The 26,733-nt window shown below is 72.9% G+C and carries 29 protein-coding genes; 17 read left to right on the top strand and 12 right to left on the bottom strand.

The genetic code is table 11. The features are described 5' to 3' along the window. The first annotated feature begins 3 nt into the window (after positions 1 to 3). From ACQPZ4_RS18505 to ACQPZ4_RS18465, 9 genes are all read left to right on the top strand, one after another. Positions 4 to 879, top strand: coding sequence for an amidohydrolase family protein (locus ACQPZ4_RS18505; protein WP_433062409.1), 876 nt, complete (start codon positions 4 to 6; stop codon positions 877 to 879). Between the two features lies 1 nt (position 880). Then, positions 881 to 1,927, top strand: a complete 1,047-nt coding sequence (locus ACQPZ4_RS18500; protein WP_433062406.1) for a Gfo/Idh/MocA family protein — start codon at positions 881 to 883, stop codon at positions 1,925 to 1,927. Between the two features lie 47 nt (positions 1,928 to 1,974). After that, positions 1,975 to 2,532, top strand: a complete 558-nt coding sequence (locus ACQPZ4_RS18495) for a cysteine hydrolase family protein (RefSeq protein WP_433062403.1) — start codon at positions 1,975 to 1,977, stop codon at positions 2,530 to 2,532. Beyond that, positions 2,523 to 3,257 carry an SDR family oxidoreductase gene (locus ACQPZ4_RS18490; RefSeq protein ID WP_433062400.1) on the top strand — a complete coding sequence of 245 codons (735 nt, stop codon included), beginning with the start codon at positions 2,523 to 2,525 and terminating at the stop codon, positions 3,255 to 3,257. Before ACQPZ4_RS18495 ends, ACQPZ4_RS18490 begins: the two co-directional genes overlap by 10 nt. An 83-nt stretch (positions 3,258 to 3,340) precedes the next feature. Further along, complete coding sequence (locus ACQPZ4_RS18485; RefSeq protein WP_433062397.1) at positions 3,341 to 4,093, top strand: ABC transporter ATP-binding protein; 753 nt, start codon at positions 3,341 to 3,343, stop codon at positions 4,091 to 4,093. 2 nt (positions 4,094 to 4,095) lie between these two features. Next, positions 4,096 to 4,986 (top strand): ABC transporter permease, encoded by an 891-nt coding sequence (locus ACQPZ4_RS18480; protein WP_433062394.1) that lies wholly within the window; start codon positions 4,096 to 4,098, stop codon positions 4,984 to 4,986. Positions 4,987 to 5,019: 33 nt separating this feature from the next. Further along, entirely contained in the window at positions 5,020 to 6,096 is a 1,077-nt protein-coding gene (locus ACQPZ4_RS18475; protein WP_433062391.1) for an ABC transporter substrate-binding protein, read from the top strand. Further along, complete coding sequence (locus tag ACQPZ4_RS18470; RefSeq protein ID WP_433062388.1) at positions 6,097 to 6,387, top strand: hypothetical protein; 291 nt, start codon at positions 6,097 to 6,099, stop codon at positions 6,385 to 6,387. A gap of 12 nt (positions 6,388 to 6,399) precedes the next feature. Then, positions 6,400 to 7,383 (top strand): zinc-binding dehydrogenase, encoded by a 984-nt coding sequence (locus ACQPZ4_RS18465; RefSeq protein ID WP_433062385.1) that lies wholly within the window; start codon positions 6,400 to 6,402, stop codon positions 7,381 to 7,383. Here the strand turns inward: ACQPZ4_RS18465 and ACQPZ4_RS18460 are convergent. Next, a complete protein-coding gene (locus ACQPZ4_RS18460) occupies positions 7,353 to 8,285 on the bottom strand; it encodes a TIGR03619 family F420-dependent LLM class oxidoreductase (protein ID WP_433062382.1) in 933 nt (310 codons plus the stop codon). The genes ACQPZ4_RS18465 and ACQPZ4_RS18460 overlap by 31 nt on opposite strands. Positions 8,286 to 8,365: 80 nt before the next feature. On the opposite strand from ACQPZ4_RS18460, the gene ACQPZ4_RS18455 reads away from it, so the two are divergent. Then, positions 8,366 to 8,860 (top strand): nuclear transport factor 2 family protein, encoded by a 495-nt coding sequence (locus ACQPZ4_RS18455; protein WP_433062380.1) that lies wholly within the window; start codon positions 8,366 to 8,368, stop codon positions 8,858 to 8,860. Here ACQPZ4_RS18455 and ACQPZ4_RS18450 read toward each other — a convergent pair. The 6 genes from ACQPZ4_RS18450 to ACQPZ4_RS18425 all read right to left on the bottom strand — a co-directional run bounded on the left by ACQPZ4_RS18450 (position 8,827) and on the right by ACQPZ4_RS18425 (position 15,852). Then, positions 8,827 to 10,593 carry a carbamoyltransferase C-terminal domain-containing protein gene (locus ACQPZ4_RS18450; RefSeq protein WP_433062378.1) on the bottom strand — a complete coding sequence of 589 codons (1,767 nt, stop codon included), beginning with the start codon at positions 10,591 to 10,593 and terminating at the stop codon, positions 8,827 to 8,829. The genes ACQPZ4_RS18455 and ACQPZ4_RS18450 overlap by 34 nt on opposite strands. Next, the gene (locus ACQPZ4_RS18445; protein WP_433062376.1) at positions 10,593 to 11,399 is read right to left on the bottom strand and encodes a hypothetical protein; all 807 of its coding nucleotides are present in this window, start codon (positions 11,397 to 11,399) and stop codon (positions 10,593 to 10,595) included. Before ACQPZ4_RS18445 ends, ACQPZ4_RS18450 begins: the two co-directional genes overlap by 1 nt. Further along, positions 11,396 to 12,574 carry a hypothetical protein gene (locus ACQPZ4_RS18440; RefSeq protein WP_433062374.1) on the bottom strand — a complete coding sequence of 393 codons (1,179 nt, stop codon included), beginning with the start codon at positions 12,572 to 12,574 and terminating at the stop codon, positions 11,396 to 11,398. Before ACQPZ4_RS18440 ends, ACQPZ4_RS18445 begins: the two co-directional genes overlap by 4 nt. After that, positions 12,571 to 13,524, bottom strand: coding sequence for a cytochrome P450 (locus ACQPZ4_RS18435; protein WP_433062372.1), 954 nt, complete (start codon positions 13,522 to 13,524; stop codon positions 12,571 to 12,573). Before ACQPZ4_RS18435 ends, ACQPZ4_RS18440 begins: the two co-directional genes overlap by 4 nt. Next, a complete protein-coding gene (locus tag ACQPZ4_RS18430) occupies positions 13,525 to 13,668 on the bottom strand; it encodes a hypothetical protein (protein WP_433062370.1) in 144 nt (47 codons plus the stop codon). Between the two features lie 78 nt (positions 13,669 to 13,746). After that, entirely contained in the window at positions 13,747 to 15,852 is a 2,106-nt protein-coding gene (locus tag ACQPZ4_RS18425; protein ID WP_433062368.1) for an Hsp70 family protein, read from the bottom strand. A gap of 85 nt (positions 15,853 to 15,937) precedes the next feature. Here ACQPZ4_RS18425 and ACQPZ4_RS18420 point away from each other — a divergent pair, with 85 nt between their 5' ends. The 3 genes from ACQPZ4_RS18420 to ACQPZ4_RS18410 are packed head-to-tail and all read left to right on the top strand — an operon-like array spanning position 15,938 to position 17,691. Then, complete coding sequence (locus ACQPZ4_RS18420; RefSeq protein ID WP_433066570.1) at positions 15,938 to 16,573, top strand: heme oxygenase (biliverdin-producing); 636 nt, start codon at positions 15,938 to 15,940, stop codon at positions 16,571 to 16,573. Further along, positions 16,570 to 17,376: a heme ABC transporter ATP-binding protein gene (locus tag ACQPZ4_RS18415; protein ID WP_433062366.1), complete on the top strand. Its 807-nt coding sequence runs from the start codon at positions 16,570 to 16,572 to the stop codon at positions 17,374 to 17,376. Before ACQPZ4_RS18420 ends, ACQPZ4_RS18415 begins: the two co-directional genes overlap by 4 nt. A gap of 12 nt (positions 17,377 to 17,388) precedes the next feature. Further along, the gene (locus ACQPZ4_RS18410; protein WP_433062363.1) at positions 17,389 to 17,691 is read left to right on the top strand and encodes a DUF2470 domain-containing protein; all 303 of its coding nucleotides are present in this window, start codon (positions 17,389 to 17,391) and stop codon (positions 17,689 to 17,691) included. 6 nt (positions 17,692 to 17,697) lie between these two features. On the opposite strand, the gene ACQPZ4_RS18405 is transcribed toward ACQPZ4_RS18410, so the two are convergent. Genes ACQPZ4_RS18405 through ACQPZ4_RS18395 form a run of 3 tightly spaced genes read right to left on the bottom strand, consistent with a single transcriptional unit; the run spans position 17,698 to position 20,488 of the window. Further along, positions 17,698 to 18,726 carry a FecCD family ABC transporter permease gene (locus tag ACQPZ4_RS18405; RefSeq protein ID WP_433062360.1) on the bottom strand — a complete coding sequence of 343 codons (1,029 nt, stop codon included), beginning with the start codon at positions 18,724 to 18,726 and terminating at the stop codon, positions 17,698 to 17,700. After that, on the bottom strand, positions 18,723 to 19,736 hold the full coding sequence (locus ACQPZ4_RS18400; protein WP_433062357.1) for a heme/hemin ABC transporter substrate-binding protein: 1,014 nt from the start codon (positions 19,734 to 19,736) through the stop codon (positions 18,723 to 18,725). The genes ACQPZ4_RS18405 and ACQPZ4_RS18400 overlap by 4 nt, the downstream gene beginning before the upstream one ends. Then, positions 19,733 to 20,488: a hypothetical protein gene (locus ACQPZ4_RS18395; protein WP_433062354.1), complete on the bottom strand. Its 756-nt coding sequence runs from the start codon at positions 20,486 to 20,488 to the stop codon at positions 19,733 to 19,735. Before ACQPZ4_RS18395 ends, ACQPZ4_RS18400 begins: the two co-directional genes overlap by 4 nt. A gap of 215 nt (positions 20,489 to 20,703) precedes the next feature. Here ACQPZ4_RS18395 and ACQPZ4_RS18390 point away from each other — a divergent pair, with 215 nt between their 5' ends. The 3 genes from ACQPZ4_RS18390 (at position 20,704) to ACQPZ4_RS18380 (ending at position 23,656) form a co-directional block, all read left to right on the top strand. Further along, a complete protein-coding gene (locus ACQPZ4_RS18390) occupies positions 20,704 to 21,795 on the top strand; it encodes an HtaA domain-containing protein (RefSeq protein WP_433062352.1) in 1,092 nt (363 codons plus the stop codon). A gap of 65 nt (positions 21,796 to 21,860) precedes the next feature. Continuing rightward, positions 21,861 to 22,802, top strand: a complete 942-nt coding sequence (locus ACQPZ4_RS18385; protein WP_433062350.1) for a WxL protein peptidoglycan domain-containing protein — start codon at positions 21,861 to 21,863, stop codon at positions 22,800 to 22,802. After that, entirely contained in the window at positions 22,799 to 23,656 is an 858-nt protein-coding gene (locus ACQPZ4_RS18380) for a hypothetical protein (protein ID WP_433062347.1), read from the top strand. Before ACQPZ4_RS18385 ends, ACQPZ4_RS18380 begins: the two co-directional genes overlap by 4 nt. Here the strand turns inward: ACQPZ4_RS18380 and ACQPZ4_RS18375 are convergent. Together ACQPZ4_RS18375 and ACQPZ4_RS18370 are read right to left on the bottom strand one after the other, a co-directional pair. After that, positions 23,559 to 24,515: an NAD-dependent epimerase/dehydratase family protein gene (locus ACQPZ4_RS18375; protein WP_433062344.1), complete on the bottom strand. Its 957-nt coding sequence runs from the start codon at positions 24,513 to 24,515 to the stop codon at positions 23,559 to 23,561. The genes ACQPZ4_RS18380 and ACQPZ4_RS18375 overlap by 98 nt on opposite strands. Next, the gene (locus ACQPZ4_RS18370; RefSeq protein ID WP_433062341.1) at positions 24,512 to 24,940 is read right to left on the bottom strand and encodes a MerR family transcriptional regulator; all 429 of its coding nucleotides are present in this window, start codon (positions 24,938 to 24,940) and stop codon (positions 24,512 to 24,514) included. The genes ACQPZ4_RS18375 and ACQPZ4_RS18370 overlap by 4 nt, the downstream gene beginning before the upstream one ends. A gap of 110 nt (positions 24,941 to 25,050) precedes the next feature. Here ACQPZ4_RS18370 and ACQPZ4_RS18365 point away from each other — a divergent pair, with 110 nt between their 5' ends. Beyond that, positions 25,051 to 26,730, top strand: a complete 1,680-nt coding sequence (locus ACQPZ4_RS18365; protein ID WP_433062338.1) for an NAD-dependent malic enzyme — start codon at positions 25,051 to 25,053, stop codon at positions 26,728 to 26,730. The last annotated feature ends 3 nt before the right edge of the window (positions 26,731 to 26,733 follow it).

The raw sequence follows: 26,733 nt of genomic DNA, 5'->3' as shown, positions 1-26,733 counted from the left end.
GCGATGCCCCGACCGACCGACATCGGCGTCGTCGATCTCATGATGGGCATCCCGAAGGGGCCCGGGGACGACAGCTGGCGGCGCTTCCTCGGCAGCCAGCTGCGCGACCGGGAAAGCCGCGAGACGTACCGCTTCCCGGCCGAGTACATGTACAAGAGCCTCCCCGGCGAGCGGTTCAGCGCCGACGGGGCGAAGGCCGTGCTGCTGGAGATGGACCGGTGGGGCGTCGAGCGGGGCATGATCACCGTGAGCTTCGACGACGAGCTGTCGGTGGCGGCGCTGCGCGACCACCCGGAGCGCTTCCTCGGCGCGTTCCCGGTCGACCCCAACGCCGGGATGGAGGGCGTCCGCGCGCTGCGGCGGGCGGTCGAGGAGCTGGGTGTGGTGGCCGCCAGCGCCATGCCCAGCGGCTGCAACCCGCCGGTGCCGATCAACGACAAGCGGTTCTACCCGCTGTACGCGGCCTGCATCGACCTCGACATCCCGATCTTCGTCTGCGCCGGGGTGCCCGGGCCGCGGGTGCCGTTCGCGGCGCAGGACGTGGCGCTCATCGACGAGGTCTGCTGGTTCTTCCCGGAACTGCGCTTCGTCACCCGGCACGGCTGCGAGCCCTGGGTCGACCTGGCCGTCAAGCTGCTGCTCAAGTGGCCCAATTTGTACTACTCGACGAGCGCCTTCGCCCCCCGCTACTACCCCAGGGAGATCGTCGACTTCGCGAACACCCGCGGCGCCGACAAGGTGCTCTACGCCGGGTACTTCCCGATGGGCCTGTCCCTGGAGCGCATCTTCACCGAGCTCGACGACCTCCCGCTGCACGACGACGTCTGGGAGAAGTTCCTGCGCACCAACGCCCTGCGAGTGCTGGGAATCGGCGGCTGACATGGGCAGAAGAGCCATCGTCTGCGGTACCGGCTTCGGCCTGCGCGTCCACGTGCCCGCCCTGCGCGCGGCCGGGTTCGAGGTGGCCGCGCTCGTGGGCCGCGACGCCGACCGCACGGCCCGGCGCGCCGACCGGCTCGGCATCCCCGCCGGGTTCGACTCGCTCGTGGCCGCCCTCAACGCCACCGCCGCCGACGTCGTCACCATCGCCACCCCGCCCGACACCCACGCCGAGCTCGCCGCCCTCGCCATCGCGGCCGGCCGGCACGTGATCTGCGAGAAGCCCCTGGCGCTCACCGTCCCGCAGGCGGAGGCGGTGACCGACGCGGCGGCCGCGGCCGGGCTGGTGGCCCTGGTCGGCACCGAGTTCCGCTGGGACCCGGCGGTCGAGGCGGTCCGAGCCGCGATCGCCACCGGCCTGATCGGGCGGCCGCACACTGCCACGATCATCCGCTCGTACCCGATCCTGGCCGCCGCCGACGCACCCACCCCGGCCTGGTGGTTCGACCGGTCCCGCGGCGGCGGCTGGCTGCGCGCCAACGGCACCCACCTGATCGACCAGCTCCAGCTGTGGCTCGGCCCGATCGCGGAGGTGTCGGCCGTCCTGGGCCAGTCGGTCCCGCGCCAGGCCGGCGACGCCGACGACGGCTACGCCGTGCTGCTGCGCACCGCGGGCGGCGCCACCGCCGTGCTGCAGGAGTCGGCGGCGACGTGGGGCGAACCGACGGAGGTGACCCGGATCGCGGGCACGGAGGGCACGGTGTCCATCGTGGACGGCCACGCCTTGCTCGCCACCGCCGGCGGCACCCGGCGGCTGACCCCGGAGCCGCCCCCGCCGCCGCCCACGGACGCCGCCGACGCGCGGCCCTGGACGGCGCAGGAGATCGCCGCCTACACGGGTCTCGCGCAGTGGCTGTACCGCCGCCTCGACAACCCGCACCTGACCGAGGTCCCGACGCCCGCGACGTTCGCCGACGGCCTGTCCGTTCTCCGGATCGTCGAGGCGATCGAGGCCGCCGCCGTCGCGTTCCCGGGAGGAGCCCGATGAGACTCGACCGGGAGCTCGTCCGTCCCGTAAATACGGCCGTCGTCACGATGGAGCTGCAGCGCGGCATCGTCGGCCCGGAGAGCCTCGTGCCCGACCTCGGCGAGCAGCTGCGCGCGACCGGTGGCTTCGACGCCGTCGAGCGGCTCCTCAAAGGCGCCCGCCAGGCCGGTGTCGCGGTCGTCCACGCCACCGTCGCCCACCGCCCCGGCGGCCGCCCCGCCGGCGCCAACGCCCCGATCCTCAAGCGGGCCGAAGCCATGCCGGACAACCTGCTCATCGGCTCCGCCTCCGCCGAGCCCATCGCGGAGGGGCCTGGCGACGTCATCGTCGAGCGGCACCACGGCGTCACCCCGTTCACCGGCACCGAGCTCGACGCCACCCTGCGCGGCCTCGGCACAAGCACCATCGTGCTCGTCGGGGTGTCGCTGAACATGGGCATCCCGGGCGCCTGCGTCGAGGCGATCGGGCTCGGGTACAGCGTCGTCGTCCCCACCGACGCGGTCGCCGGCAGCCCGCCCGAGTACGCGGCGGACGTGGTGCGCTACAGCCTGCGCCACCTGGCCTGGCTGTCCACCGTGGACGAGGTGGTGGCCGCATGGACCTGAGTGGACGGTGCGCCGTCGTGGCCGGCGTCGGCCCGGGACTGGGCCGCGAGCTCGCCCTCACGTTCGCCGCGGCCGGGGCCGGCCTGGCGCTGCTGGCCCGCCGGACCGCCTCGCTGGACGAGCTGGCCGCCCTCGAACCGGAGGCGCTGTGCCTGCCCACCGACCTGACCGACCGGGACCAGTGCGCCGCCGCCGCGCGGAGCATCGGCGAGCGCTTCCCGACCGTCGACGTGCTGGTACACAACGCCTTCACCCGCCCGCCGCTCGGCTCACTGGGCGAGCGCACGGCCGCCGACTGGCACGCCGCGGTCGACGGCAATCTGGTGTCGGCGACGAACCTGCTGTACGAGCTGCGGCCCTTCCTGAAGGACGGCGCGTCGGTGGTGCTGATCAGCTCCATCTCGGCCCGGATGCCACACCCCGGCTCCGGCATCTACGCGGCGATGAAGGCCGCGCTGCTCACCCTGGTGCCGGTCCTGGCCCGCGAGCTCGGCCCGGACGGCATCCGGGTCAACGCCGTCGTGCCCGGCTACATCGAGTCCGACAACCTCGAGGCGTTCTTCGGCGGCCCGCAGGCCCGGCGCGAGGCCGAGGCCGGCACCTGCCTGGGCCGGTTCGTGACCGCCCGCGAGGTGGCCCAGGTGGTCGCGTTCCTCGGCTCGCCCCTCTCCGCCGGGGTGACGGGCCAGACCCTCGACGTCAACGCCGGCCAGTGGTTCGGCTGAACACAAAAAGCTGGACACCCCGAAGGAGCACCATGGACACAGCGGCGCCACCGAAGACCCAAACCAAGCTGCAAGCAAGCGGCGTGGAGCGGCAGTTCATCGCCGGGAAGCGCAAGGTGCACGCCCTCGGCCCGCTCGACCTGACCGTCGCCGACGGCGAGTTCGTCTGCCTGGTCGGCCCGTCCGGCTGCGGCAAGTCGACGTTCCTGCGCGTCGTGAACGGGCTGCTGCCGCCCACCGCCGGCACGCTCGACCTCTGGATCGACGAGGGCAAGGCGGCCACGTCGATGGTCTTCCAGGACTACGGCGTGCTGCCGTGGAAGACGGTGCTGGCGAACGTGCGGTTCGGCCTCGACATGGCGAAGATGCCGCGCAAGGAGGCCAACGCGCAGGCGATGGAGTGGATCCGCCGGCTCGGGCTGAACGGCTTCGAAAAGGCGTACCCGGCCACTTTGTCCGGCGGCATGCGGCAACGGGTGTCGATCGCGCGGGCACTGGCGGTACAACCGCAGATTTTGCTCATGGATGAGCCGTTCGCGGCCGTGGACGCCCAGATGCGGGTGGTGCTGCAGGAGGTGCTGCTCAAGGTCTGGGAGGAGGACCGGCGCACCGTCATCTTCGTGACCCACAGCCTGGAGGAGGCGCTGGTGCTCGGCGACCGCGTGGTCGTCGTCTCGGCCCGGCCCGGGCGGGTGGTCAGCGACATCACGGTGCCGTTCGGCCGGCCGCGCCCGAGCGACCTGCGCGGCACGCCGGAGTTCGCGGCCCTGCACCAGAACGTCTGGGACGTGCTGCGCGACGAGGTCCAGGCCTCGCTGGCGGAGGAGAAGGAGTAGTCGTGACCCAGGTGACCGAAACCGTGCCGCCGGAGGAGCGCGCCCAGGGCCGGCGGGTGCGCCGCGAGCCCTCGGCCACGCCGGAGCGGGCGTCCGTCCGCCGCCGGCGGCGCCGCATCGCCGAGATCGCGCTGGGCTTCAGCGCGCCGATCGCGCTGTTCGTGGTGTGGCAGGTGGCCGCCACGAGCGGCGCGGTGAACCCGCTGTTCTTCCCGGCCCCGACCACGGTCTGGAAGGCCGCGCTCGAGCTCGTCGAGAGCGGCGAGCTGTTCAAGCACCTGTGGGTCAGCCTGACCCGGGTGCTCATCGGCGGCGGCATGGGGGTCGTGACGGGCGTGGCGGCCGGCGTCGCGCTCGGGGCGTCCCGGTGGGCCCGGGCCACGTTCGAGCCGCTGTTGTCGGCGCTGTACACGGTACCGAAGCTGGCCGTCTTTCCGTTGTTGCTCCTCATCTTCGGCCTGACCGACACCGCGCTGAACGTGGCCATCGGGATGACCGTCTTCTTCTTCATGTGGGTCAGCACGATGACCGCGTTCCTGGCCGTCAGCCCCGGGCACCGCGAGGTGGCGCAGAGCTTCGACGCCGGGCCGTGGCAGACCTTCCGGCACGTGATGTTCCCGGCCGCGCTGCCGCAGATGTTCATCGGGCTGCGGATGTCGGTCAGCGTCGCCGTGCTCATGATGGTCGGCGTCGAGTTCACCCAGGCGAACCAGGGCATCGGCTATCTCATCTGGTACTCCTGGACGCTCTTCCAGGCCCCGCGCATGTACGTCGGGATCGTCGCCGTCGCGCTCATGGGCCTGCTCCTGTCGAACATCGTCAAGTGGATCTCCCTGCTCGTGCTGCCCTGGGCCCGTGTCGAGATCGAGGGCGGCGACCGCAACCTGCTCTGAACTCGTGTCGCTTCGTTGAAAGGGTTTCCTGCTATGCGCCGATTAGCTTTGGTCGTCGCCGCCGCCCTGCTCCTCGCCGCGTGCGGCGACGGTGCGGACACCCCGGCCGCCGCTCCGACCGCGAACCAGCCCACGACGGCCCTGAGCGCCGGCCCGACCGGGCCGAACACCCCCGCGCCCAAGCCGCTGCCGAGCGAGGTCACCGTCAACGCCTCGCTGCCGTTCCGCAACATCGAGGCGTACGCGCCGCTCCTGCTCGCCGAGTACTTCGGCGAGTTCAAGAAGGAGAACATCAACATCAAGATCCAGCTCGTCCAGACCAACAACCTGGTCGTGCTGATGCAGAAGGGCGACATCGACTTCGCCCCGGCCGCCCCCTCGGCCGGCCTGTTCAACGCGATCGCGGGCGGCGCCGACATCAAGGGCATCGGCGGCGGCGTCGGCTGGAGCCCGGCCAACCACCAGGGCTACTACGTGCGCAAGACCCTGCTGAAGGCCGACGGCTCGTTCAGCGCCTGCGACCTGAAGGGCAAGAAGGTCTCGACCGGTTCCGCCACCGGCCTGGGCTCCCCCGCGGTCGTGGAACTGGCCGCGTACCTCAAGACCTGCAACCTCACCGTCAAGGACGTCACCATCGTCCCGCTCGGCGGGGCCGACCTGCTGGCCGGGCTCGAGTCCGGCTCCGTCGACGCGGGCAACCTCAGCGACCCGGTCTGGTCCACGGCCGAGAAGAACGGCCACAAGCTCATCATCCCGTTCACCGCGTCCATCACCAGCTACTGGATGGGCAAGATCCGCACCGAGAAGCCCGACGTGGCCGCGGCCGTCCTGCGCGCGCTGGTGCGCACCACCCGCACGTACCTGCAGGGCGACTACCGGGCCAACCCGGAGGTGAAGGCGGCCCTCGTCAAGGCGATGGAGACCAAGGAGGAGACGCTGGCCGGCCCGTCCAGCCTCGTCTTCGACCCGGACTTCAAGTTCCCGGTCGGCAACATCGCCCCGATCGAGACCGCCTGGGCGCAGATCGGCGGGATCGTCAGCTTCGACAAGCCCCTGTCCGACGCCCAGCTCTTCGACGACAAGCCGCGGCAGACCGCAGTGGCCGCGTAGATGGGCAAGTTCCTGGCCATCGGCCACCACGGCCCGGTCGACCCCCAACTGGGCCTGCGCATCGCCGACGAGGCCGTCGGCTGGATCTCGGAGCGGCTGGCGGACGGGACGTTCGACTGCCTGTACTCGATGGCCGGCGGCGGGCGGATGCTCGTGGCCAATGTGGACAGTGAGGAGGCGCTGCGGGCCATGCTGCGGGATGCCCCGGACGCGCCGCGCGAGTGGACGGTCACCGAGCTGTTCGACGGCATCGAGGTCATCCGCCAGTACGTCGCATCGATGCGCCCGTAAGGAGTTTCCGTCATGCAGGACATGTGGGCGGCCCGGCTCGTGGCTCCCTCGACCTTCGCCCACGTGCGCGCGCCGGCGCCGCTCGCGGAAGCCCTCGCCCCCGGTGAGGTGCTGCTGCGGGTGGTCGCCGGCGCCATCTGCGGCAGCGACATGCCGCTGTTCAAGGGGGCCGTCCAGCGCCAGGGCGGCCTCGGCAACCATCCCGACGGGGCGCCGCCCGGCGTCGGGTGCCCGATGCACGAGGTGGTCGGCGAGGTGCTCGCCTCCCGCCACCCCGGCTTCGCGCCCGGCTCCCGCGCGGTGGGCTGGGCGCTCGGCCAGGACGCGATCGCGGAACTCGTCATAACCGAGGGCGATTCCCTGGTACCGGATGACGGCCGCCTTCCCCCAACCCAGGCCATCGTCACGCAACCGCTCGCGTGCATCATCTACGCCGTCGAGCGGATGGGCGACATGGCCGGGAAGCGGGTCGCCGTGCTCGGCCAGGGCCCGATCGGCGTGCTGTTCAGCCACGTGCTCAAGGCCCGCGGCGCGTTCGTCGTCGGCGTCGACCGGGTGGACCGCTCCGCCGTGGCGCCGGCGTTCGGCGTCGACGAGTTCGTGCACGCGTCCTGCGACCGGTGGGTCGAGTCGCTCGGCCCGGCCGACCGGCCCGAGGTCGTGGTCGAGTCGATCGGGCACCAGGTCGGCACCCTGGCGTGCGCGATCGAGGCGGCGGCGCTCGGCGGCCTGGTGTACTACTTCGGCGTCCCCGACGACCTGGTGTACCCGGTGCCCATGCACGCGTTCTTCCGCAAGGACCTGACGCTGCGGGCCGGGACGACGAAGGACCGCCCCCGGGTACTGCGAGCGGCCCAGGACTATCTGCGCGAGCACCCGGCGATCCTGGACGCCTACGTCACCCATCAGCTGCCGATGTCCCGCGTCCAGGAGGCGTACGACCTCGCGGCCGCCCCGCGCGCGGGTCAGCTCAAGGTGGTCTGCGAGGCCGTGTGAGCGTCGCGCGCGTCGAGCAGGGGTTGCAGGAAGTCCGGCAGCTCCTCGGCGGACTGCACGAAGGCCAGGGGGTGGACGATGACGCAGTCGGCGCCCGCCTCCCACAGCGCCTGCGCCTCCTCCAGCACCGGCATCGCCCCGGCCTCCTCGGCCGTCTGCCCGTGCGCGACCAGGGTCGTGGCCACCGTCACGGTGATGGAGCCGGGGTCACGGCCGACGCGCTCGCACTCGGCGCGGATGGCGGCGATCGCCTCCCGCACGCCGTCGAGCGGCATCGGCTGGCCCCACCAGCCCAGCCCGTGCCGCACGATCCGCTCGACGGCCCGCGGCGTCGGGTTGAAGCCGAACGACAGCCGCAGATCGGCGCCTTGCACGGGAACCGGGACGCTGTGCAGATCGGTGAAGTCGACCCGGCGCCCGGTGTGCGCGGCCGGCCCGCCGCCCCACAGCGCCCGGCACACGGCGACCTGCTCCTCGAGGATGCCGAAGCGGCCCTCGAAGGCCCGCTCGCTCACCCGGTACTCCTCCTCCTGCCACCCCACCCCCAGCCCCACGTCGAGCCGGCCGCCGCAGATGACGTCGAGGGTCGCCAGTTGCTTGGCCAGCAGCACGGCGGGCCGGATCGGCGCGATGAGCACGTTGGTGCCGAGCCGGGCCCGTTCGGTGACCCCGGCGACGGCGGCGAGCGCGATGAGCGGCTCGAACCAGTTGGTGTCCAGCGGATACGGGAAACCGGCCGCAATCCGCTCGCGGTGCGTGCGCTCGCTCATCGTCACGTGGTCGGGGAGCGCGAGCAGGTCGACGCCCATCCGGTCGGCCAGCGCGGCCGCCTCGAGCAGCCCGCCGAACCGGCCGCCGTAGAGCTCTTCCACGGCCATGAGATTGAAGCCCAACCGCGCCATCGCACTCCCTAAACCAAGCAAGTGCTTGTTAGCTTATGTGCGCGGCCCGGATCGCACCAGGCCCGCCACGAGGAGGTCTCATGAGGAACGAGGACGCGATCCGCGACCTGGTCTGCCGGTACTGCCGGGGCATCGACCGGCTCGACATGGACCTGGTCCGGTCCTGCTACCACCCCGACGGGGTCGACCACCACACCGGCTTCGACGGCCCGATCGAGGACTACATCACGTGGGTGGAGCCGAAGGTCCGCGGCTTCGACGGCACCCAGCACCTGGTGGCCAACCACCTCGTGGAGGTCGTCGGCGACCGGGCGCTGTCGGAGACCTACGGCATGGCCGTGCACTGGGGCACCCCGACCGACGACGCCCGGCTGAACTTCACCAGCGGCTTCCGCTTCGTCGACGTGCTGGAGCGCCGCGACGGCGAGTGGCGGATCCTGGAGCGGTTCGCGTCCCGCGAATGGACTCGCTCGGACGCGGGCGCGTTCGTGCCGAGCGAGGGCCCCGGCCCGCGCGGGCGCCGCGACCGGGAGGACCACATCTACCGGCTCCGGGAACGGCTCTCCGCGCCGTAGGCACACACCAGGTCGCCGACCTGCACGACCGCGATGCCGGCGGCGCGGGCGCTGCGGGCGGCGTCGGCAGGAGTACACACGATGGGCTCGTCGTGCAGGTTGAACGAGGTGTTGACGAGCCCGGGCCGGCCGGTGCGCCGCCGGTACTCCTCCAGCAGCAGCGCCAGCCGCGGGTTCTCGCCCGGGTGCACCAGCTGCGGGCGCGCCGTCCCGTCCAGGTGCACGGCCGCGGGCAGCGCGGCGAGCGCCTCCGGCCGGCAGCGCACCGACGTCGTCATGAACCGGGTCGGCCCGGCGACCGGTTCGAGCCCGTCGAACAGCCCGGGCGCGTCGGCCGCGGACACCACCGGCGCGAACGGCATGACGTGCGAGCGGCGCAGGCGGTCGTTCAGCGCGGCGGCCACCGACGGGTCCCCGGCGGCGGCGAGGACGCTGCGGTGGCCGAGGGCGCGCGGGCCGTACTCGCAGCCGCCGGCGAACCGGGCCACCACCTGCCCGCCGGCGAGCGCGGCGGCCAGCGCCCGCTCGGGTCCCTCCGCGGCCGGGACGACCTCGTAGCCCTGGTCCCGGAACGCGGCCGCCGCGGCGTCGTCGGCGAACGACGGCCCCAGGTCGACCCGGCTCAGCGGCCGCGGACGGGCCCCCGCGATCCGGGCATGGACGGCCGCCGCGGCCCCGAGGGCGATCCCGCAGTCCGTCATTCCAGGATGGACATGCAGCTCTTGTACCGCAGGCAGCCCCGCCAGCCGCCGGTTCAGCGTCACGTTGGCGAAGACCCCGCCGGAGACCACGAGCGCCGAGGCGCCCGACCGGCGCAGGTGGTGCTCGACGAACGCGACGACGACCTGTTCGAGGATCTCCTGCACGGTCGCGGCCACATCGCACGGATCGAGGCCGGCGATCAGTTTGGCCATCCGCTCGTTGTGGAAGCCCGGAAGGCGATCCGGGTACGGCCCCTGCACGATCCCCGCGCCCAACGTGCCGCGCGGCACCCCGGCGGCCGGGTCGAAGCGCATTACGGCCGACAGCCGTTGTAGCAGCCGAGCATCAGGAGTGCCGGACGCGGCCATCGCCGTCAGCTTGCCCTCGTCGCGCTGCGGGCGGAGTCCACAGGCGACGGTCGCGGCGGAGTACAGGTGGCCGAGCGAGGCCTCGGTCGGCACCTCGGCGACGAGGTCGAGGCGGTGCCCGTGTCCATCGTGGACACTGCCGCTGAGGTCGTCGCCCTTGCCGTCGAGCGTGACGACCAGCGCCGCGTCGACCGGGGCGAGCAGGAAGGCGGCGGCGTGGCAGGTGTGGTGCGGCACGAACATGGTGGGGATCCCGGCCGGGTCGAGGCCCGCCTCTTCCACGGTCCGCAGCGCCTTGGCCACCCGCGCGCGCTGGGTGACCAGCGGCATCTGGAGCAGGTCGTGGGCGTCCAGCCCGAGTTGGTGGCGCCGGTCGAGCCGTTGCCGCTCACCCGCGGCCACCAGGTCGAGGAACGTGTTGACGGCGCGCCGGTGCAGGGCCTCGGGCTCCTCCAGGCCGATCGCGATCGCCGTCACCTCCTCGGTGGCGGCGGCGAGGCACCAGGCGACGCTGTTGACCGGGCCGGGGGCGTCCGGCGGGCGCGCGTCGTGGTTCTTGATGCGCGAGAACCGCTCCTCCTCGACGGCGGCTTCGACGGTACCGTCGGAGGAAATCAGGGCAGCTCCGGCATTGTGGCCCTCGTAGACCCCGAGGATCGCCATCAGCCGACGGCCCTTCCGCCGATCTTGATCCGGATCAGCTCCCGGCCGCTGTCCTGCTCCAGCAGCGGGCCGCGGTGCATGACCCGGTGGTTGTCGAACATGACGAGCCGGCCGGGGGCGGTCGCCGGCTCGCACCACGGCACCGCACCGGCGAGCGCGGCTTCGAGCTGGAGCACGCCGCGGGCCAGCGCCGGCGACATCCGCTCCCGCAGCGGGTCCACGGCCGGGCGGACCCAGCGCGGCACGGCCGGGTCGAGGATCGAGCCCCACAGCTGCGGCAGGTGCGGGAAGTTGACCCGCCACGGCAGCGCCTCGCCGCGCAGGGCGGCCAGGGCCTCCGGGTCGTCGAGCAGCGCCGTGTGCAGGCGGCGGATCGGCAGCACCCCCGTCGGCTCGGGGTGCGGGCCGGGGGCGGAGAGCAGGCCGAGCACGGAGTACCGGTTGGGCAGCAGCCACGGCGTGCTGTCGGTGTGCCAGGCCTGGTCGTGCCGGTGCCCCACGCCGGAGACGACGTGGCTGACGGTGCCGCCGACGTCCTCGTGCACCCCCTCGGCCGGCATGCCGAGCCAGGCCGCGAGCAGCGTGGCGGCGACGGTCGCCGGAACGTGCGAGGGGTAGCCGACGACCGCGTGCCCGGCCTCCCCGTCGAGCGCCGCGAACAGCCCCTCTTCAAGTTCCCGGGCGGGTGCACGGGAGGTGATCTCGCGCAGCCGGGGACCGTCGTCCCGCAGCGCGGCCGCGCAGTCGGCCACGGTCGGAAGCTCGGGCAGCGGGCCCTCGAACCAGGACGCCGGCAGCCGGATCACGCGAAGTGCCTTTGCAGCATCTCGCGCACGGCCCCGCGCCGCTCGGGAGTGGCCAGGGCGGTGACGTACACGTCGAGGTCGGCGTCGTACTCCAGCTCGGCGAAGCGCCCGTCGAACAGCGTGCGCATCCCCTCCAGCACGCTCAGCCCGAACGACGGGTACGCCGAGTCCAGCGAGTGCGCGAGGTAGAACGCCAGGCTGCGCTGCCGGGTGGTGTGCGCGTCGCGCTCGCGGTAGTTCTCCAGGCTGAACACCGGATGGCAGGCGTCGAGCAGCAGCTTGGGGGCGCGCCACACCGGCATGACGATCCGCTGCTCGCCGAGGGGGCGCAGCGGGTACGCGAGCGGGGTCTGCCCGTTCATCACCATGAACAGCAGCTCGGCCAGCAGGTCCTCGCGGTTGTACCCGAAGGCCAGGTCGCCGAAGCCGCGCCGCTGCCCCAGGACGCGCGCCGTCTTGAGGATCAGGAAGGTACCGAAGAAGTGCACCGCCTCGTGCCCGAACGCGTTCGCGAAGTCCTCGTAGAGCGCGTCCACCGACGTGCGCATGTCCAGCAGCCGGGCCAGCTCGCCCGGCTCGTAGACGGCGTGCTCGATGCCGAGGTCCTGGCACAGCACCGTGGCCCGGTCGGCGGCCGCCCTGGTCATGACGTCACGGAACGTGAGGGTGAAAGCGAAGAGCTTGTCCGCCGGTACCGCCTGCCGGAGCCCGAACGCCAGCGCGTTGCTGTCGCCGCCGCCGGACACCCCGAACACGCAGCCGCGCCCGGCCGTCCCGTGCTCGCGGACGAACGCGCCGACCTGGTCGACGATGAGCTTCTGGGCCTCGACGTGGGTGACGACGGTACGGCGGGCGGTGGCCGCTCCCCCGTCGCCCGGCACGATCGCCTCGAACCCGGTGCCGTGCTGCAGCTCCGCTTGCTGGAAGAGCGGCAGGATGGTGTCGAACAGCGTGTTGCGCAGCGCCCGGATCACCACGCCGTCGGTGCTGTCGCGCAGCGCGTCGTACGCGGTCCAGGCCGGAATCGGCGTCAGCTCGCCCCCGTTGACGGCGTAGGCCTGGAACATCGTCTGCGGCATGCGCAGCCCGCCGAGGGTGTGCGCGATGGTCGGACCGATCGGGTCCACCGGCACGGACCCCGTGACGAGTTCCAGGGTCACCGGCCAGTTCGTCATGCGCTCTCCTCGGCTTCCAGGCAGGCCGACCGTCCCTCGGCGAGCACGGTGCGGGTCGTGGCGGCGGGCTCGGACGGCGGCAGCTGCCCCAGGGTGGCCCGCAGGTAGGCACGGGACCAGGTCTCGGCCGGGCAGCGGCGCGGCCCGGCGCTGAACGGCAGGTACCACGGGCTGCGCCGGGTCCCGGTCCGGTCCGGGTCGAACCGTCCGGGATCCCGCCAGCCGCGCGGGTCGCGGTGCAGCAGCCACGGGCTCAGCACGACGAGGGTGCCGTCCTCGATGTACTCGCGCACGACCAGCCAGCCGGGCGCGGCGATACGGAACAGCTCGGTGACGGCCGCGTCGGTGGCGGCCCCGCCGGTGATCCCCAGGCAACGGCCGGACCTGGTCGCCGCGCCCAGGCTCGCCCGGCCCGCGAACGCCAGGGTGACGATCTCGGCCGCGATCCGCGGCCGGTCCCAGCCCCGCTCGGTCAGCACCCGGACGAACGCCGACCGCTCCGACAGCCTGGGGGCCAGCTGGGCGACCGCGGCGGCGCGGTGCTCGACGGTGTCCGGCTCGGCGCCGGCGTCCGCGATGCGCCGCAGCGCACCGAAGGCGGCCGTGAGGTCGGGAGCGGTGCCGGCCAGATGGGCGACCAGGTCGGTCGGCCCGTCGGCGCTGCTCGCCCTGAGGGCGGCGATGACGTCGGCGCGGGCCGCAGCGAAGTCGGAGCCGGTCAGCCCGATATAGCCGCCGAGGTCGCGCAGGGACGCGGCGGGGCGGCCCTTGCGGGCTTCGGGCGAGGTCAGGACGGCGCGGGCGGCCTCGGGCTCCCGCACGAACCGGCCCGGCCGCCCGCCGAGGGTCACGGGGACCACGTCGGCGGTGCAGCGGGCGTCGAGGTCACGCAGGGCCGTGAACAGCGCCGCCCGATCGGCGAGCGCCAGGCCCGGAAGGTCAGTGAACAATCACATCTGGGCGGTCAGCGCGGAGGCGCAGAGCACGAACTCGACGCCGCCCTCGGTCATCGTCTCGAAGCCGGTCTCGGGCAGGGTCGCGAAGACGACGTCCTCGGCGGTGGTCTCGGCTGCTTCGACGGTCTGCTCGGGCATCCTGGCCTCGCTCTCTTCTTGATCGTTGTCTCCAGCCAAGTATTCAGAACGGGCGTCGGCTGCGTCAACCGCGGCCGGCTAGGTCAACGCGATCGGCACGTCGCGCTGGTCGGTGACCTTGGTGAACAGGCCGCGGTAGCGCATGCGCAGCTTGTACTCGCCGGGGGCGTCGGCGGGGATGACGAACGTGACGTACAGGCCGCGCTCCTCGTCGCCGCCGCTGAGGCTCTCGTTCTTGTAGTCGGTCGGGGCGACCTCCGAGCCGTCCGGCCGGACCAGCCGGAACGCCTCCATGGACGCGTCGATGCCGATCTCCGTGCCGTCGTAGCGGACGTCGTACGTGCAGTGGATCGACTGCTCCCCCGCCTTGACCTGCCGGAACCGCTCCGGGACGGCCCCGCCGGCGGCGCAGGTGACGTTGGTGAACCGGAGCTGGTGCATCTCCGCCTGGGTGGCGGTGAGCACCGGCTTCGGTTCCAGCGTGACGAGGCCGTCGGTGCCGGTGAGCGGGATCATCGCGAGGCGCTGGGAGTTCTCGCCGAGCACGAGGACGCCCTTGGCCGGGTCGGCGACGCTGTCCCGGATGCGGAAGGCGATCGTGACGTCGGCGTACGAGCCGGCCGGGATCGTCGGGACGCTGCCCTGGTAGCTGCCGGAGTACGGCTGGGTGCCGAACCGCACCGAGAACTGGACGGCGCCGGTGGGGCTCTGGTCCTGCGTGGTCAGGTTGGTGAGCGTGGCCTTGAGGACCAGCTCCTGGTCGTCCTTGGCCGGGTCGAAGACGGCGTCGCCGGCGTGCACCTTGAACCCCGCGTACCAGGCGTCCTTGTTGACCGCGAACGTCTGTCCTTTTGTGGTGCCGGCATTGGCCGCGGTTCCGGTCGTGGTTTCGTGGCTTCCCTGATTGGTGCCGAGGCCTCCGCCCCCGCCGTCGTCCCCGGGCGGCCAGCCCGCGCGCCAGATCCCCAGGCCGATCACGAGCGCGGCGATCACGATGGCGGCGGCCACGAGCGGACCCCGGCTCCGCCGGTTGACCGGTTTGGCGACCGGCGCCTGAGGTGGCTGAAGCGGCGGAGGTGGCATGGGCGGCGCCGTGAAGGTGGCGCCCTGCGGGGCCTGCACCGGGGTGCCGGCCGCCGCCACGCTGCCCGCGGCGACCACCGTCTGCGGCTCGTCGACCAGGGTCGGGGCCAGCCCGAACCGCTGGTGCAGCAGGGTCGCGACCAGCGGGATCCGGCTGGAGCCGCCGACGAGGTACAGCCCGGTGAGCCCGCGCGGGTCGACGCCCGCCTGGCGCAGCACCGCGTCGACCAGGTCCACCGTCCGGATCAGCGGCCGGGCCGCGACGGCCTCGAACTCCTCGCGGGACAGATACGCCTCGACCTCCAGCAGCGGTACGCGCACCGTCGTCGACGCGGTCCGCGACAGCTGCTCCTTGGCCCCGCGCACGTCGTCGCGGAAGCCCTTGAGCACCCGCCGCCCGGCCGCGTCGACCGGCTCGACCAGCCGTCGCCACTTCCGCGCGTCGACGGCCCCGGCGGTGCGCCCGATGTGGTCGGCCAGGGCGGCGTCGAGGTCGATCCCGCCGACGTCGTCGAGGCCGGCGGTGGCGAGGATGGCCCAGCCTTCCGCGGTACGGCGGACTACGGACACGTCGAAGGTGCCACCGCCGAGGTCGTACACCGCGATGACCGCCCCGGCCGGCAGCGGACGCCCCGAGGCGCGGGCGTGGTACGCGGCCGCCGCGACCGGCTCCGGCACCAGCGTCACCCCGGGCAGTCCCGCCGCCTCGGCCGCGCGCAGCAGCACGTCGCGCCGCTGGGCGCCCCAGGACGCCGGGTGGGTCAGCACCGTGCCGTCGATCGACCGGCCGGCGTGGCGGACCGCCTCCTGGTACACCCGGCGCAGCGGGGCCGCGATCAGGGCGTGGACGGGCAGCTCCGTGTCGCCGAGCAGCACGGTGCCGTCGTCGACGCGCAGCTTCGGGTTGGGCTCGCTGCGTCCGGGATCGGACAGCGCGCCGCGCGCCGCGTCGTGCCCGGTCAGCAGCTGCCCGTCGGGCGCGAGGTGCACCCCGGACAGCAGCAGCGGCGACGCGTCGAAGAGCAGCGGGACGGTCGCGCCGTCCGGATCGACCAGGACGGCGACGGTGTGCGTGGTACCGAAGTCGATGCCGAGAAGCACGCGGCCGATGCTAGTGGCGCTGTCAACACCCTCCGCGGATCTTCACGACCGGCACTTCTTAGGTTAGCCTAACTTCGTGGATGAGATGTTCTCGGCGGCCGTGCGTCGCAGCACCGAAGGGCGCCACCGCGACGCCGAGCGCGCGACGTTCCTCGGCGACCTGGTGGGCGGGAAGCTGCCGCTCGCCGGCTACGCGGGCATGGTCGCCCAGCACCACCACATCTACGCGGTACTGGAGGAGGCGGCGGCCGTCATGCGCACGGACCCGGTCGCCGGAGCGTTCGTCCACGATGGACTGACCAGGCTGCCCGCGCTGGAGGCGGACCTGGTGGCGCTGCTCGGCCCCGGCTGGCGCGACCAGGCGCCGGCGAGCGCGGCGACCCTGCGGTACGCGGACCGGCTGCGCGAGGTGTGCTTCGACTGGCCGGGCGGGTTCGTGGCCCACCACTACACGCGGTACCTGGGCGACCTTTCCGGCGGGCAGTACATCGCGTCGGCCGTGCGCAAGGGCTACGGCACGACGGCGACGAGCTTCTACGTGTTCGACGGCATCGGCAGCCCCGCCCAGTTCAAGACCCACTACCGCGAGGCTTTGGATGCCGCCCCGTGGTCCGCGGACGAGCGGCGGCGGATCGTGGACGAGGTCCTGATCGCGTACGAGCTGAACATCGCGGTGCTCGAGGACCTCGGGCGGGAGTTCAGCGCCGGGCAGGCGGCGTGATCCTGGTCCGCCGCCCGCGGATGCCTGCCGTTCCTTCCGGCGTCGCGGCTTCCACCACGGGCGTCACGGTGCGGCTCGGCGGTCGCCCGGTGCTGTCCGATGTCGACGTGGAGGTGCGGGCGGGCGAGGTGCTCGCGCTGGTCGGCCCGAACGGCGCCGGGAAGTCGACGCTGCTGTCGGTGCTGGCCGGTGACGTGACCCCGGACGCCGGCACGGTGACCATCGACGGCCGGCCGCTCGGTGATTGGAGCGCACTCGAACTGGCGATGCGCCGGGCCGTCCTCCCCCAGCACCATCTGCTGTCGTTCCCGTTCCCGGTGATCGACGTCGTACGGATGGGGCGCGCCCCTTGGTCGGGCTCGGATGTCGACTCGGACGACGCCATCGTCGCGGCATCGATGGAGTCCACTGGCGTTTCACACCTTGCCGCGCGCTCGTTTCTGTCGCTCTCCGGCGGTGAGCGCGCACGGGTGGCGTTGGCGCGCGTGCTCGCGCAGCGCACCTCGGTGATCCTGCTGGACGAGCCGACGGCCGCCCTGGATCTGCATCACCAGGAGCTGGTCCTGCGCATCGCCCGCGAGCGCGCCACGGCGGGCGATGCCATCCTGGTGGTGCTGCACGACCTGGGCCTGGCCGCCGCCCACGCCGACCGTGTCATGATCCTGGATGCCGGCCGCGCGGTGGCGTCGGGGCCGCCGGCCGAGGTGTTCACACCGGAACTGCTGAGCGACGTGTACCGCCACGAGATCGAAGTCCTGTCCCACCCCCGCACGGGCGCCAAGATCGTCCTGCCGGTCCGATAGAGAAGTGGAACGATGATGACCCAGCCGTTCACCGAAGACGTCATCGCCGCGGTCAGCCGCCACATGAACGAGGACCACGAGGACGACAGCCTGTTGATCGTCCGCGCCCTCGGCGGCCGGCCCGACGCCATCGGCGCCACGATGACCGGCATGGACGGCTCGGGCATCGACTTCACCGCGACGGTGAACGGCCAGCAGATCCCGGTGCGCGTGCCGTTCAGCCGGCCCCTGACCGAACGCGCCGAGGTCCGCCCCGAGGTGGTCCGCATGTACCGCGAGGCGTGCGCAGCGCTGGGCCTCCCCGCGCGCTCGTAGCTTTGTTCATTGCCATCCTCCGGCACGGGAGCGGGTGCGGCGCAGCAGCCAGAAGAAGCACGGTCCCCCGACGAGCGCGGTGAGCACCCCGAGCGGCAGCTCCTGGTACTCCACGATCGTCCGCGCCGCCAGATCCCCCGCGACGAGCACGATCGCACCGCCGAGCGCGCTGGCCGGCAGCAGGACGCGGTGCCCGGGCCCGGTCACCATGCGCACCAGGTGCGGCACGACCAGCCCGATGAAGCTGATGATCCCGGTGAACGCGACCGCCCCGGCCGTGAGCAGCGCGGTGACCGCGATCAGCAGCAGCCGGAACCGCTCGACATTGACGCCGAGGTGCCGGGCCGGCCGATCCCCGAGCGCGAGCAGATCGAGCCGCTTCGCGCCGGCCCCGGCGAACACCAGCCCGGCCAGCACACACGGCGCGACCACGGCGACCGCCGGCCAGCTCGCCTGCGCGAGACTGCCCAGGTTCCAGAACGCGATCGCGCGCACTCCGTCGTCGTCGGTGACGAACATGAGCAGCCCGAGGACGGCCCCGGCGGCCGCGTTGACCGCGATCCCGGTCAGCACGAGGGTGACCACTTCGGCCCGTCCACCGGACTGCGCGAGCGCGTACACGAGCAGCGCCGTGCACAACCCGCCGGCAAACGCGCAGGCGGCGATCGTCCAGTTCCCGAACACGCTCAGCCCGGTCACGATCGCGGCGCCCGCCCCGACCGCCGCCCCGGACGACACCCCGATGATCGCCGGCTCGGCGAGCGGATTGCCGGACAGCCCCTGCATGAGCGCACCCGCACAGCCGAGCGCCATCCCGACGAGCACCGCGAGCGCGACGCGCGGAAAACGAACGAACCAGAGCGCGCTGTCGCCGTGCACCGCGCTGGGCCGCGGCCCCACCGGAATCCCGAGACGGTGCAGCAACGACCCGAGCACCTCATCGGGCGGCACGTGCACCTGCCCGGTCCCGGCCGCGACGATGCACAACACGACCAACCCGACTGCCAGCCCGCCGACGAACAACGACCTGGTCACGTGCACGTCGCAGCGACGGCGTCGGCCAGGGCGCGCACGGCCTCGCCGACGCGGGGGCCGAAGCTCAGCAGCACCCCGTCGGCCATGTCGACCACGCGGCGGCTCGCGCCCGCGGGGGTCTGGGCCACGCCCGGGAGGCGCAGCAGGCCGTCCACGCCGCCGACCGAGTTCAGGCCCTCGGTCATCACCAGGAGCACGTCCGGGGCGGCGTTGATCAGGCCCTCGCTCGTCAGCGGGCGGAACCCCGACAGGCCGATCGCCGTGCCCGCGTCCTGGGCGCCGATCGCCTCGATCATCGCGTCCGAGCCGGCGCCCTTGCCGCCCATCAGGTACACGCCCGCGGCGCCGCGCACGTACAGGAATGCCACGCGCAGGGGTGTGCCGCCCGGCGGGGCCACCCGCGCCGCGGCGATGTCCGCCTCGACGCGCTCGACCAGTTGCTCGCCCGCCGCTTGCACGCCCAGGGCGGCGGCGATCGCGCGGATGTGGCCCGAGACGCCGGGCAGGGTCTGCTGGTCGTCGACGAACACGACCGGGATGCCCGAGCGGCGGAGCTGTTCGATGACCTCCGCCGGTCCGATGCTCTTGTCGGTGATGATGACCGACGGGTCGAGCTTCAGAATGCCCTCGGCCGACAGGTCGTGGCCGCTCGGCGTGACCAGCGGCAGGTGCGCCGCCGACGGGAACGTGGTCGACGTGTCCCGCCCGACGACCCGGTCGCCGAGGCCGAGGCTGAAGACGATTTCGGCGATCGAACCGTACAAGTTGACGGGAAGTATTCTCGAGACGTCCCGCACGGTCACCTTCTGCCCGTCGGCGGAGTCGACAGTCACCGGCAGCGCGGGCGCCGGTTTGCCGGGCAGGGGCGTGATGTCCGCCTTGTCGAGGGTTGCCGTCACCGGCTTGCACACCCCGGAGCCGCCCTGGGCCGCGTCGACGGTCGTCGTCTGCCCGTCGCATCCCGCGAGCGCCGCGGCGAGGAGCACCGCCGCCAGAGCGAAGCGTTTCATGCTGAAGCCTTCCTGAAACGGCGCACGGCCATGGCGGCGACGACGAGCACGAGCGCGCCGCTGAGCCCCATCCACCAGCGGTTGGCCGACTGGCTGGCGCTGGTACGGGTCAGGGTCAGCTCCTCCGGCCGCGCCGGTGCCACGCTCCCGAACGTCGGTGGGACAGCCGGCGCTGGAACCGAGGTCACCGCTCCGCTGGGTTGTGCTGTGGTCCGGCCCGGCGTGGCCTTGGCCGTGGTCGGCGCGGCCGGCGCCGCGTTGCCGGCGAAGGAGACGCCGACGCGCACGTCCTGGGTGCGATCGCTCGTGCGCGTATGGTCGGCCCGCGTCACGACCGCGCACCGCTTCGTGCGGCAGTCGACGCCCTCCGCCAGCGCGGCCGAGACCTTCAGGGAGACCCGGAACGTCCCGCCGGCGCCGTACGGTTCGGCCAGGCCCTGCCCGTACGCGGGCGGGTTCGACGAGATCCAGTGCGACGCGCCCGAGCTGCCGGTCATGTCCATCCCGCCGCCGCACGGCGTGGGGATCTGCCCGGCGCCGTTGTCGACGCAGAACGCGACGTAGATGCCCTTGGTGACGTCGTACCCCGCGCCGGAGACGGTCACGGTCTCGCCCGCCGGGCTCAGCCCGGACGTCTTGGAGACCGTGAGCCGCTGGCCGGCCGGGCCGTTCGCGGTGGTGTCGGCGGCGGCCGTTCCCGGCCAGGCGAGGGCCAGGACCACCGCGGCACAGCAAAGCAGTGCAGTGCGCATAGTTAGGTGAGGCTAACCTAATTTGGCCACGAATAGCACCAGTGAAATGGATCGCATCATCGCGCCGGCCGAGGGATGTTCCGACCCGGCTTAGGTAAGGCTAACCTCACGAGGTCAGGGACGGGTATGCCGCCCGACCCGCGGCGCCTCGCGGCCTGGACAGCCGGCGCCGGGCGGGCGGCACGCCCTGTCACCCATCTCCTGAGAGGCAACGGATGACGAAGACAAGATTACGCTGGACCACCGCCGCCACCGCCGTGGTGCTGGGCACCGCCGCGGTGTTCGCGACCGCGGCGCCGGCCGCCGCCGCTCCGGCCGATGTGGACAGTGGCTACCTCGACTGGGGTTTCAAGGCATCGTTCCGCGCGTACGTCTCGACGGGCAACGGCACGCCGCCCCTCGGTGCGAGCAACGGCGCGAGCATCAACCCCAACGGCACGTTCCGCTTCCCCGTCACCAGCGGCAGCTACGACGCGGCCAGCGGTGCCACGACCGTCCACTATGGCGGGACGGTGGTCTTCTCGTACCCCGCCCACTTCTTCACCATCACGCTGAAGAACCCGACGGTGGAGCTCAGCGGGGCGACCCGCGCGCTCAAGGCCGACGTCGACCTGACCGTGACGGGCGGCGGCTTCGAGCCGGTGCACGTCGAGCAGGCCGTCGTGGCGACCATCGGCGCCGGCACGCCGGCCGTCGACGGCGGCAACGTGTCGTGGACGAACCTGTCCACGACGATGACGGAGACGGGCGCGTCGGCATTCGCCGGCTTCTACGCGGCCGGCAGCGCCCTGGACCCGCTGTCCAGCGCGCTCGTGCTCGCGGGCGACGAGCCCACCGATCCGGGCGAGCCGGGCAACCCGGGCGGCGGCAGCGCCAGCCAGGAGCTCGCGGTCGACATCCCCGGCGGCCCGCTGACGCTGTCCAGCGCCGGCGGCACGGTGAACCTGACGGGCGCCAGCATCGGCGGCGCCGCGACCGGCACGCTCAACCCGAACACGGTGAGCGACCTTCGCGGTACCAATGCGGGCTGGAACCTCGTCGGCCAGGTCGAGGACTTCACGGGCGACGCCGGCACCATCGGCGCCGACCAGCTCGCCTGGGCCCCGACCGCGACCGCCGCCCCCGGCGCGGGCACGGTCACCGCGGGCGGGGCGGCGACCGGCCTGAACACCGGCCGGACGCTGTGCAAGTCCGACTCGGGCGCGAGCGCCGGCGTGTTCACGTGCGGCGCGGGCCTCACGCTGAACATCCCGGCCACGGCCAAGCCGGGCAGCTACACCGCGACGCTGACGCTCACCCTGTCCTGACCCCGACCGCCGGCCCGGCCCAGCGTCGTGCCGGGCCGGCACCCCAAGACGAAGGCCACACACCCATGCGAACACGCGCAACCGCCGCCGTCGCGGCCGTCCTCGCGGCGCTCGCCCTGCCGGGCACCGCGCACGCGGACGACCAGGGCTGGTCGGTGCAGCCCGCCGGGGCCGCCAACCGCAGCTATTTCGTCTACGACGTCAAGCCCGGCCAGCAGCTCGACGACACCGTGCGCGTCACGAACCGCGCCACAATCGCGCAGACCTTCACGGTGTACGGTGCGGACGCCTACACCACCGTCGATGGCGCCTTCGACCTTCAACCGGCCAGCCGCAAGCCCGCCGACGCCGGCTCCTGGATCGCGCTCGGGCAGCGCGCGTACACCGTCGAGGCGGGTGCGCAGCTGGACATCCCGTTCCGGCTGACCGTGCCCGCGAACGCCACCCCCGGCGACCATGCGGCCGGCGTCATCGCCTCGGTCGTGACCCAGCAGAGCACCGGCGACGGCGCGACGGTGAACGTCGACCGGCGGGTGGCCGCCCGGGTGTACCTGCGCGTCGCCGGCCAGACCCGCCCGGCCGTCGCCGTCGAGACGGTGAGCATCGCCTACGACAACCCGCCGTACCCGTTCGCGGGCAGCACGATGACCGTGACGTACCGGCTGCGCAACACCGGCAACCTGCGCCTCGGCGGGGCGGCCCGGCTGCACGTGACCGGCCTGTTCGGCGCGTCCCTCGGCCGTACGCCCGACATCACCGTGCCCGAGCTGCTGCCGGGCGCGAGCATCACGGTCACCGAGCACATCGCCGGGATCGCCCCGGCCGGCCCGCTGAGCGCGAACGTCACCGTCGACCCGGCGACCGCGGAGGGCCCGCTGCCGTCGGTCACGCGATCGGCGACCTTGTGGGCGGTACCGTGGACGGCCCTGGCGGCGATCCTGCTCGTCGCGCTCATCGTCCTCGGACTGCGCCGGCGGCGCCGCCGGCGTGCCGAGAACACAGCGTGAACCGGGTCGCGATCGTGGCCGGGCTCGTGCTGTTGTCGATCGGCGGCGCCACCCCGGCCTGGGCAGAACCGTCCGCTTCGGTGCGGGTCCGCCCGGACGGGTTCGCCGTCGGCCTGGCGGGCTGGCCGCCCGGCACCGTCACGATCGCGCTGTGCACCGAACGCCCCGGCGGCGACTGCGCATTCGCGCACGGTGTGCAGACCGGCGTGGACGCCGAGGGCAACGCGAGCGCCACCCTGCCCGCCGCCGCGCCGGCCACCGGCTGCCCGTGTGTCGTTCGGGTCCGAACGCTCACCGGCGCGCTCAGCCGCGACACCCCGGTGCCCCTCGACGCGGCCGCCGCACCGGCGAGTGCGCAGCCGGACGTCCCGCGCCCGCTCGTCATCACCGGCGTGGAGGTCCACAGTGGATTCGAGTGGGCCGGCTTCTTCGGCGGCCCGGTGCACCGCGAGCTCGTCGTGACCGTGCGCAGCGACGCCCCGGTCATGGTCACCGGCTCGACCGTGAGCGTCACGGCCGGCCGCGGCGAGCACCCGACCGGCCTCGTCACCGCGCCCGTGTTCCTGCCGCTCAAGCCCGGCGACGTGCGCGTCTACCGCATCCCGGTGACGTTCGAGGCGCCGGCCGCGGGCACGTACACGGTGCACGGCGAGATCGACCCCTTCGGCCCGCTCGGACCGGCCGGGGCGACCGTCGCCTTCCAGGCCGAGACGACCGCGCAGCCGTGGGGCCTGACCGCGGCGGCCGGCCTGCTGCTCATGTGCGCAGCAGCGCTTCGGCGGTATCGACGATGGTCGTCTCGGCGGGCCGCGGCCGGAAGCCCAGCTCATCGCGCGCCCGGTCGTTGTGGATGACCGGCCGCGGCCGGTCCTCCCCCGGCGCCTCCTCGGTCGGGGCCTTGGCCGCCGCCGCGCCGAGCTTGTCCCGCAGCACCAGCGCCACCTCGAGGTAGCTCATCGTCGGGCCGTCGGCGACGCAGAGGTACCGCTTCCCGGCCGCATGCGGCGCGTCCATGGCGCGCATGTGCAGGTCGGCCACATCGCGCACGTCGGCCAGCCCGAAACGCGCACGCGGCGCGACCGGCATCGACCCGTCCAGCATCATCCGGACCAGCTGCGGCGAGGAGCGCCCGTCGGCGGTCAGCCCCGGCCCGAGGATGAACGTCGGGTTGACCGTCACCAGCTCCGTCCCGCCGCCCTCGCGGGCGATGAAGTCCCACGCGGCCCGCTCGGCGACCGCCTTCGAGCGCGGGTACGGCGCGAGGCCGGGCGTGTCCGGATCGGTCCAGTCGTCCTCGGTGAACTCCGCGCTCGCCTTCGGTGAGTAGCCGATCGCCGCGAACGACGAGGTGAGCACCACCCGCCGCGCGCCGGCGTCCCGGGCGGCGCGCAGGACCCGCAGGGTGCCGTCGCGGGCCGGGCCGATGAGCTCCTCGGGGTCGTCGGGCTGGACGATCGGCATCGGCGAGGCCACGTGGTGTACCAGCGAAATCCCCTCGACCGCCGCCGCCCAGCCGCCGTCGGCGGACAGGTCGGCCTCGACGAGCTCCAGGCCGCCGTCGTCGACTCCGGCGGTGCGCAACGCGTCCCGAAGGCCCTGCTCGCTCTTGAGCGAACGCACGGTCGCGCGCACCGGCTGCCCGGCCCGCAGCAGCCCGGCGATCAGCCAGGATCCGACGTATCCGGTGCCGCCGGTGACCAGTGTCGTGCTCATTTGACCATCCCCAGTCCGATCAGGGCGTCGCGAACGCGCACCCATGCCTGTTCCTCGGCGGCGGTGTCGCCGCGATCGCGCGCGTCCCACACGGCCGCCTTCTCGCGCAGGTACGCAAGCCGCGCCTGCTGGGCCTCGATCTCGGCCTCGATCCGCCGGCCCGCGCGCAGCAGCAGGTCGCGCTGCTCACCCGCCGCGTCCCGGCCGCGGGCCCGGTTGGCCTGGTAGGTGCGCATGTCCTCGATGCCGACGCCGACCGCGCGCAGGCACGCGAGGACCTCGAGATTCTCGACGTCGCCCTGGCTGTACCGGCGATGCCCGCTGCTCTCGTCCCGCTCGATCGGGCCGACCAGCCCGACCTGCTCGTAGTAGCGCAGCGTGGGCTCGCTCAGGCCGCTGTGCCGCGCCACGTCCTGAATCGTCATGGCGTTCATACGATCAGCGTGCCAAAGTTCAAGCGCTTGAAGTCAAGCCTCGGGCATCTCACACCGCGCTGGCGATGGTCGGCGCGCGAAGTGCGCCGATCGTTTGTGGCGTGACCACTGCTGCCATCCGAGACATCAGGGCCGAGAACGGGACGCTCGTGACGTCCGCCCGCGGGCCCGACCTGCTGGAGATTCCGCTGCTCAACAAGGGCACGGCGTTCACGCCCGAGGAGCGGCGCGCGCTGGGGCTGGAGGGGCTGCTGCCGGCCGTGGTGCAGAGCCTGGACGATCGGGCCGCGCGCGCCTACGAGCAGTACCACGAACAGCCCACCGACCTGGCCAAGAACGTGTTCCTGAGCATGCTGCAGGACAACGACGAGGTGCTGTTCTACCGCCTGCTGGGTGAGCACCTGCGCGAAATGCTCCCCGTCGTGTACGACCCGACGGTGGGCGAGGCGATCAAGCGGTACAGCCACGAGTACCGCCGCCCGCGGGGTGTGTACCTGTCCATCGACGAGCCGGACCGGGTCGAGACCGCGCTCGCCGACCTCGGACTGGGCCCGAACGACGTGGACCTCATCGTCGCCTCGGACGCCGAGGAGATCCTGGGCATCGGCGACTGGGGCGTCGGCGGGATCGACATCGCGGTGGGCAAGCTCGCCGTCTACACCGCGGCCGCCGGGATCGACCCGGCGCGGGTGATTCCGGTGTCCCTGGACGTCGGTACCGACAACGAGGCCCTGCTCAACGACCCGATGTACGTCGGCAACCGGCACGGCCGGGTGCGCGGGAAGCGCTACGACGAGTTCATCGACGCCTACGTGCGCGCGGCGAGCAAGCTGTTCCCGAAGGCGCTGCTGCACTGGGAGGACTTCGGGCCGGGCAACGGCCGGCGGATTCTGGAGCGGTACCGCGATCAGATCTGCACGTTCAACGACGACATGCAGGGCACCGGCGCGATCGTGCTCGCCGCGGCGCTCTCCGCTGTCCGGGTCGCCGGGACGCGCATGCGCGATCAGCGCATCGTGGTGTTCGGCAGCGGCACGGCCGGCATCGGCATCGCCGACCAGCTGCGCGACGCGATGGTGCGCGACGGCGCGGACCGCGACACCGCGATCTCGCAGATCTGGTGCATCGACCGGCAGGGACTGCTCACCGCGGACATGCGCGATCTGCGCGACTACCAGGTGCCGTACGCGCGCCGCGACCTGCGCACGATGGACCTGCGCGCCACGATCGCCCAGGTCAAGCCGACGATGCTCATCGGCACGTCGACCGTGCACCGGGCGTTCACCGAGGACATCGTGCGCGAGATGGCGCGCCATGTGGACCGTCCGATCATCTTCCCGCTGTCCAACCCGACCGAGCGCATCGAGGCCATGCCCGATCAGCTGCTGAACTGGACCGATGGCCGCGCGCTGATCGCGACGGGCATCCCCGTGGCGCCGGTGACGTACAACGGCGTCACCTATGCCATCGGGCAGGCGAACAACGCGCTGCTGTACCCCGGGCTGGGCCTCGGCACCATCGTGTCCCGCGCGCGGCACATCTCCGACGGCATGTTCGCCGCGGCCGCGGACGCCGTCGCCGCGCTGGTGGACCCGTCGACGCGCGGCGCGTCGCTGCTGCCGCAGGTGGAGAACCTGCGCATGGTCTCGGCCACCGTCGCCGTCGCCGTGGCCGAGCGGGCCGCCGCCGAGAGCCTGGCCCGCACCGAGGTGGTCGACGCGGTGCAGCAGGTGCAGGACGCGATGTGGCAGCCCGAGTACCGCCCGATCAAGGCCGGGTGAGCG

It is taken from the genome of Dactylosporangium sp. CS-033363, assembly GCF_050942475.1.
GTDB lineage: Bacteria > Actinomycetota > Actinomycetes > Mycobacteriales > Micromonosporaceae > Dactylosporangium.
This window is presented reverse-complemented; position numbering and strand designations above follow the sequence as displayed.

Excerpts from the sequence above, each read along its gene's own strand:
- ACQPZ4_RS18505 (WP_433062409.1), top strand. The coding sequence starts at position 4 with ATGCCCCGACCGACCGACATCGGCGTCGTCGATCTCATGATGGGCATC.
- ACQPZ4_RS18500 (WP_433062406.1), top strand. The coding sequence starts at position 881 with ATGGGCAGAAGAGCCATCGTCTGCGGTACCGGCTTCGGCCTGCGCGTC.
- ACQPZ4_RS18495 (WP_433062403.1), top strand. The coding sequence starts at position 1,975 with ATGGAGCTGCAGCGCGGCATCGTCGGCCCGGAGAGCCTCGTGCCCGAC.
- ACQPZ4_RS18490 (WP_433062400.1), top strand. The coding sequence starts at position 2,523 with ATGGACCTGAGTGGACGGTGCGCCGTCGTGGCCGGCGTCGGCCCGGGA.
- ACQPZ4_RS18475 (WP_433062391.1), top strand. The coding sequence starts at position 5,020 with ATGCGCCGATTAGCTTTGGTCGTCGCCGCCGCCCTGCTCCTCGCCGCG.
- ACQPZ4_RS18470 (WP_433062388.1), top strand. The coding sequence starts at position 6,097 with ATGGGCAAGTTCCTGGCCATCGGCCACCACGGCCCGGTCGACCCCCAA.
- ACQPZ4_RS18465 (WP_433062385.1), top strand. The coding sequence starts at position 6,400 with ATGCAGGACATGTGGGCGGCCCGGCTCGTGGCTCCCTCGACCTTCGCC.
- ACQPZ4_RS18460 (WP_433062382.1), bottom strand. The coding sequence starts at position 8,285 with ATGGCGCGGTTGGGCTTCAATCTCATGGCCGTGGAAGAGCTCTACGGC.
- ACQPZ4_RS18455 (WP_433062380.1), top strand. The coding sequence starts at position 8,366 with ATGAGGAACGAGGACGCGATCCGCGACCTGGTCTGCCGGTACTGCCGG.
- ACQPZ4_RS18450 (WP_433062378.1), bottom strand. The coding sequence starts at position 10,593 with ATGGCGATCCTCGGGGTCTACGAGGGCCACAATGCCGGAGCTGCCCTG.
- ACQPZ4_RS18440 (WP_433062374.1), bottom strand. The coding sequence starts at position 12,574 with ATGACGAACTGGCCGGTGACCCTGGAACTCGTCACGGGGTCCGTGCCG.
- ACQPZ4_RS18430 (WP_433062370.1), bottom strand. The coding sequence starts at position 13,668 with ATGCCCGAGCAGACCGTCGAAGCAGCCGAGACCACCGCCGAGGACGTC.
- ACQPZ4_RS18420 (WP_433066570.1), top strand. The coding sequence starts at position 15,938 with ATGTTCTCGGCGGCCGTGCGTCGCAGCACCGAAGGGCGCCACCGCGAC.
- ACQPZ4_RS18410 (WP_433062363.1), top strand. The coding sequence starts at position 17,389 with ATGATGACCCAGCCGTTCACCGAAGACGTCATCGCCGCGGTCAGCCGC.
- ACQPZ4_RS18400 (WP_433062357.1), bottom strand. The coding sequence starts at position 19,736 with ATGAAACGCTTCGCTCTGGCGGCGGTGCTCCTCGCCGCGGCGCTCGCG.
- ACQPZ4_RS18395 (WP_433062354.1), bottom strand. The coding sequence starts at position 20,488 with ATGCGCACTGCACTGCTTTGCTGTGCCGCGGTGGTCCTGGCCCTCGCC.
- ACQPZ4_RS18390 (WP_433062352.1), top strand. The coding sequence starts at position 20,704 with ATGACGAAGACAAGATTACGCTGGACCACCGCCGCCACCGCCGTGGTG.
- ACQPZ4_RS18385 (WP_433062350.1), top strand. The coding sequence starts at position 21,861 with ATGCGAACACGCGCAACCGCCGCCGTCGCGGCCGTCCTCGCGGCGCTC.
- ACQPZ4_RS18375 (WP_433062344.1), bottom strand. The coding sequence starts at position 24,515 with ATGAGCACGACACTGGTCACCGGCGGCACCGGATACGTCGGATCCTGG.
- ACQPZ4_RS18370 (WP_433062341.1), bottom strand. The coding sequence starts at position 24,940 with ATGACGATTCAGGACGTGGCGCGGCACAGCGGCCTGAGCGAGCCCACG.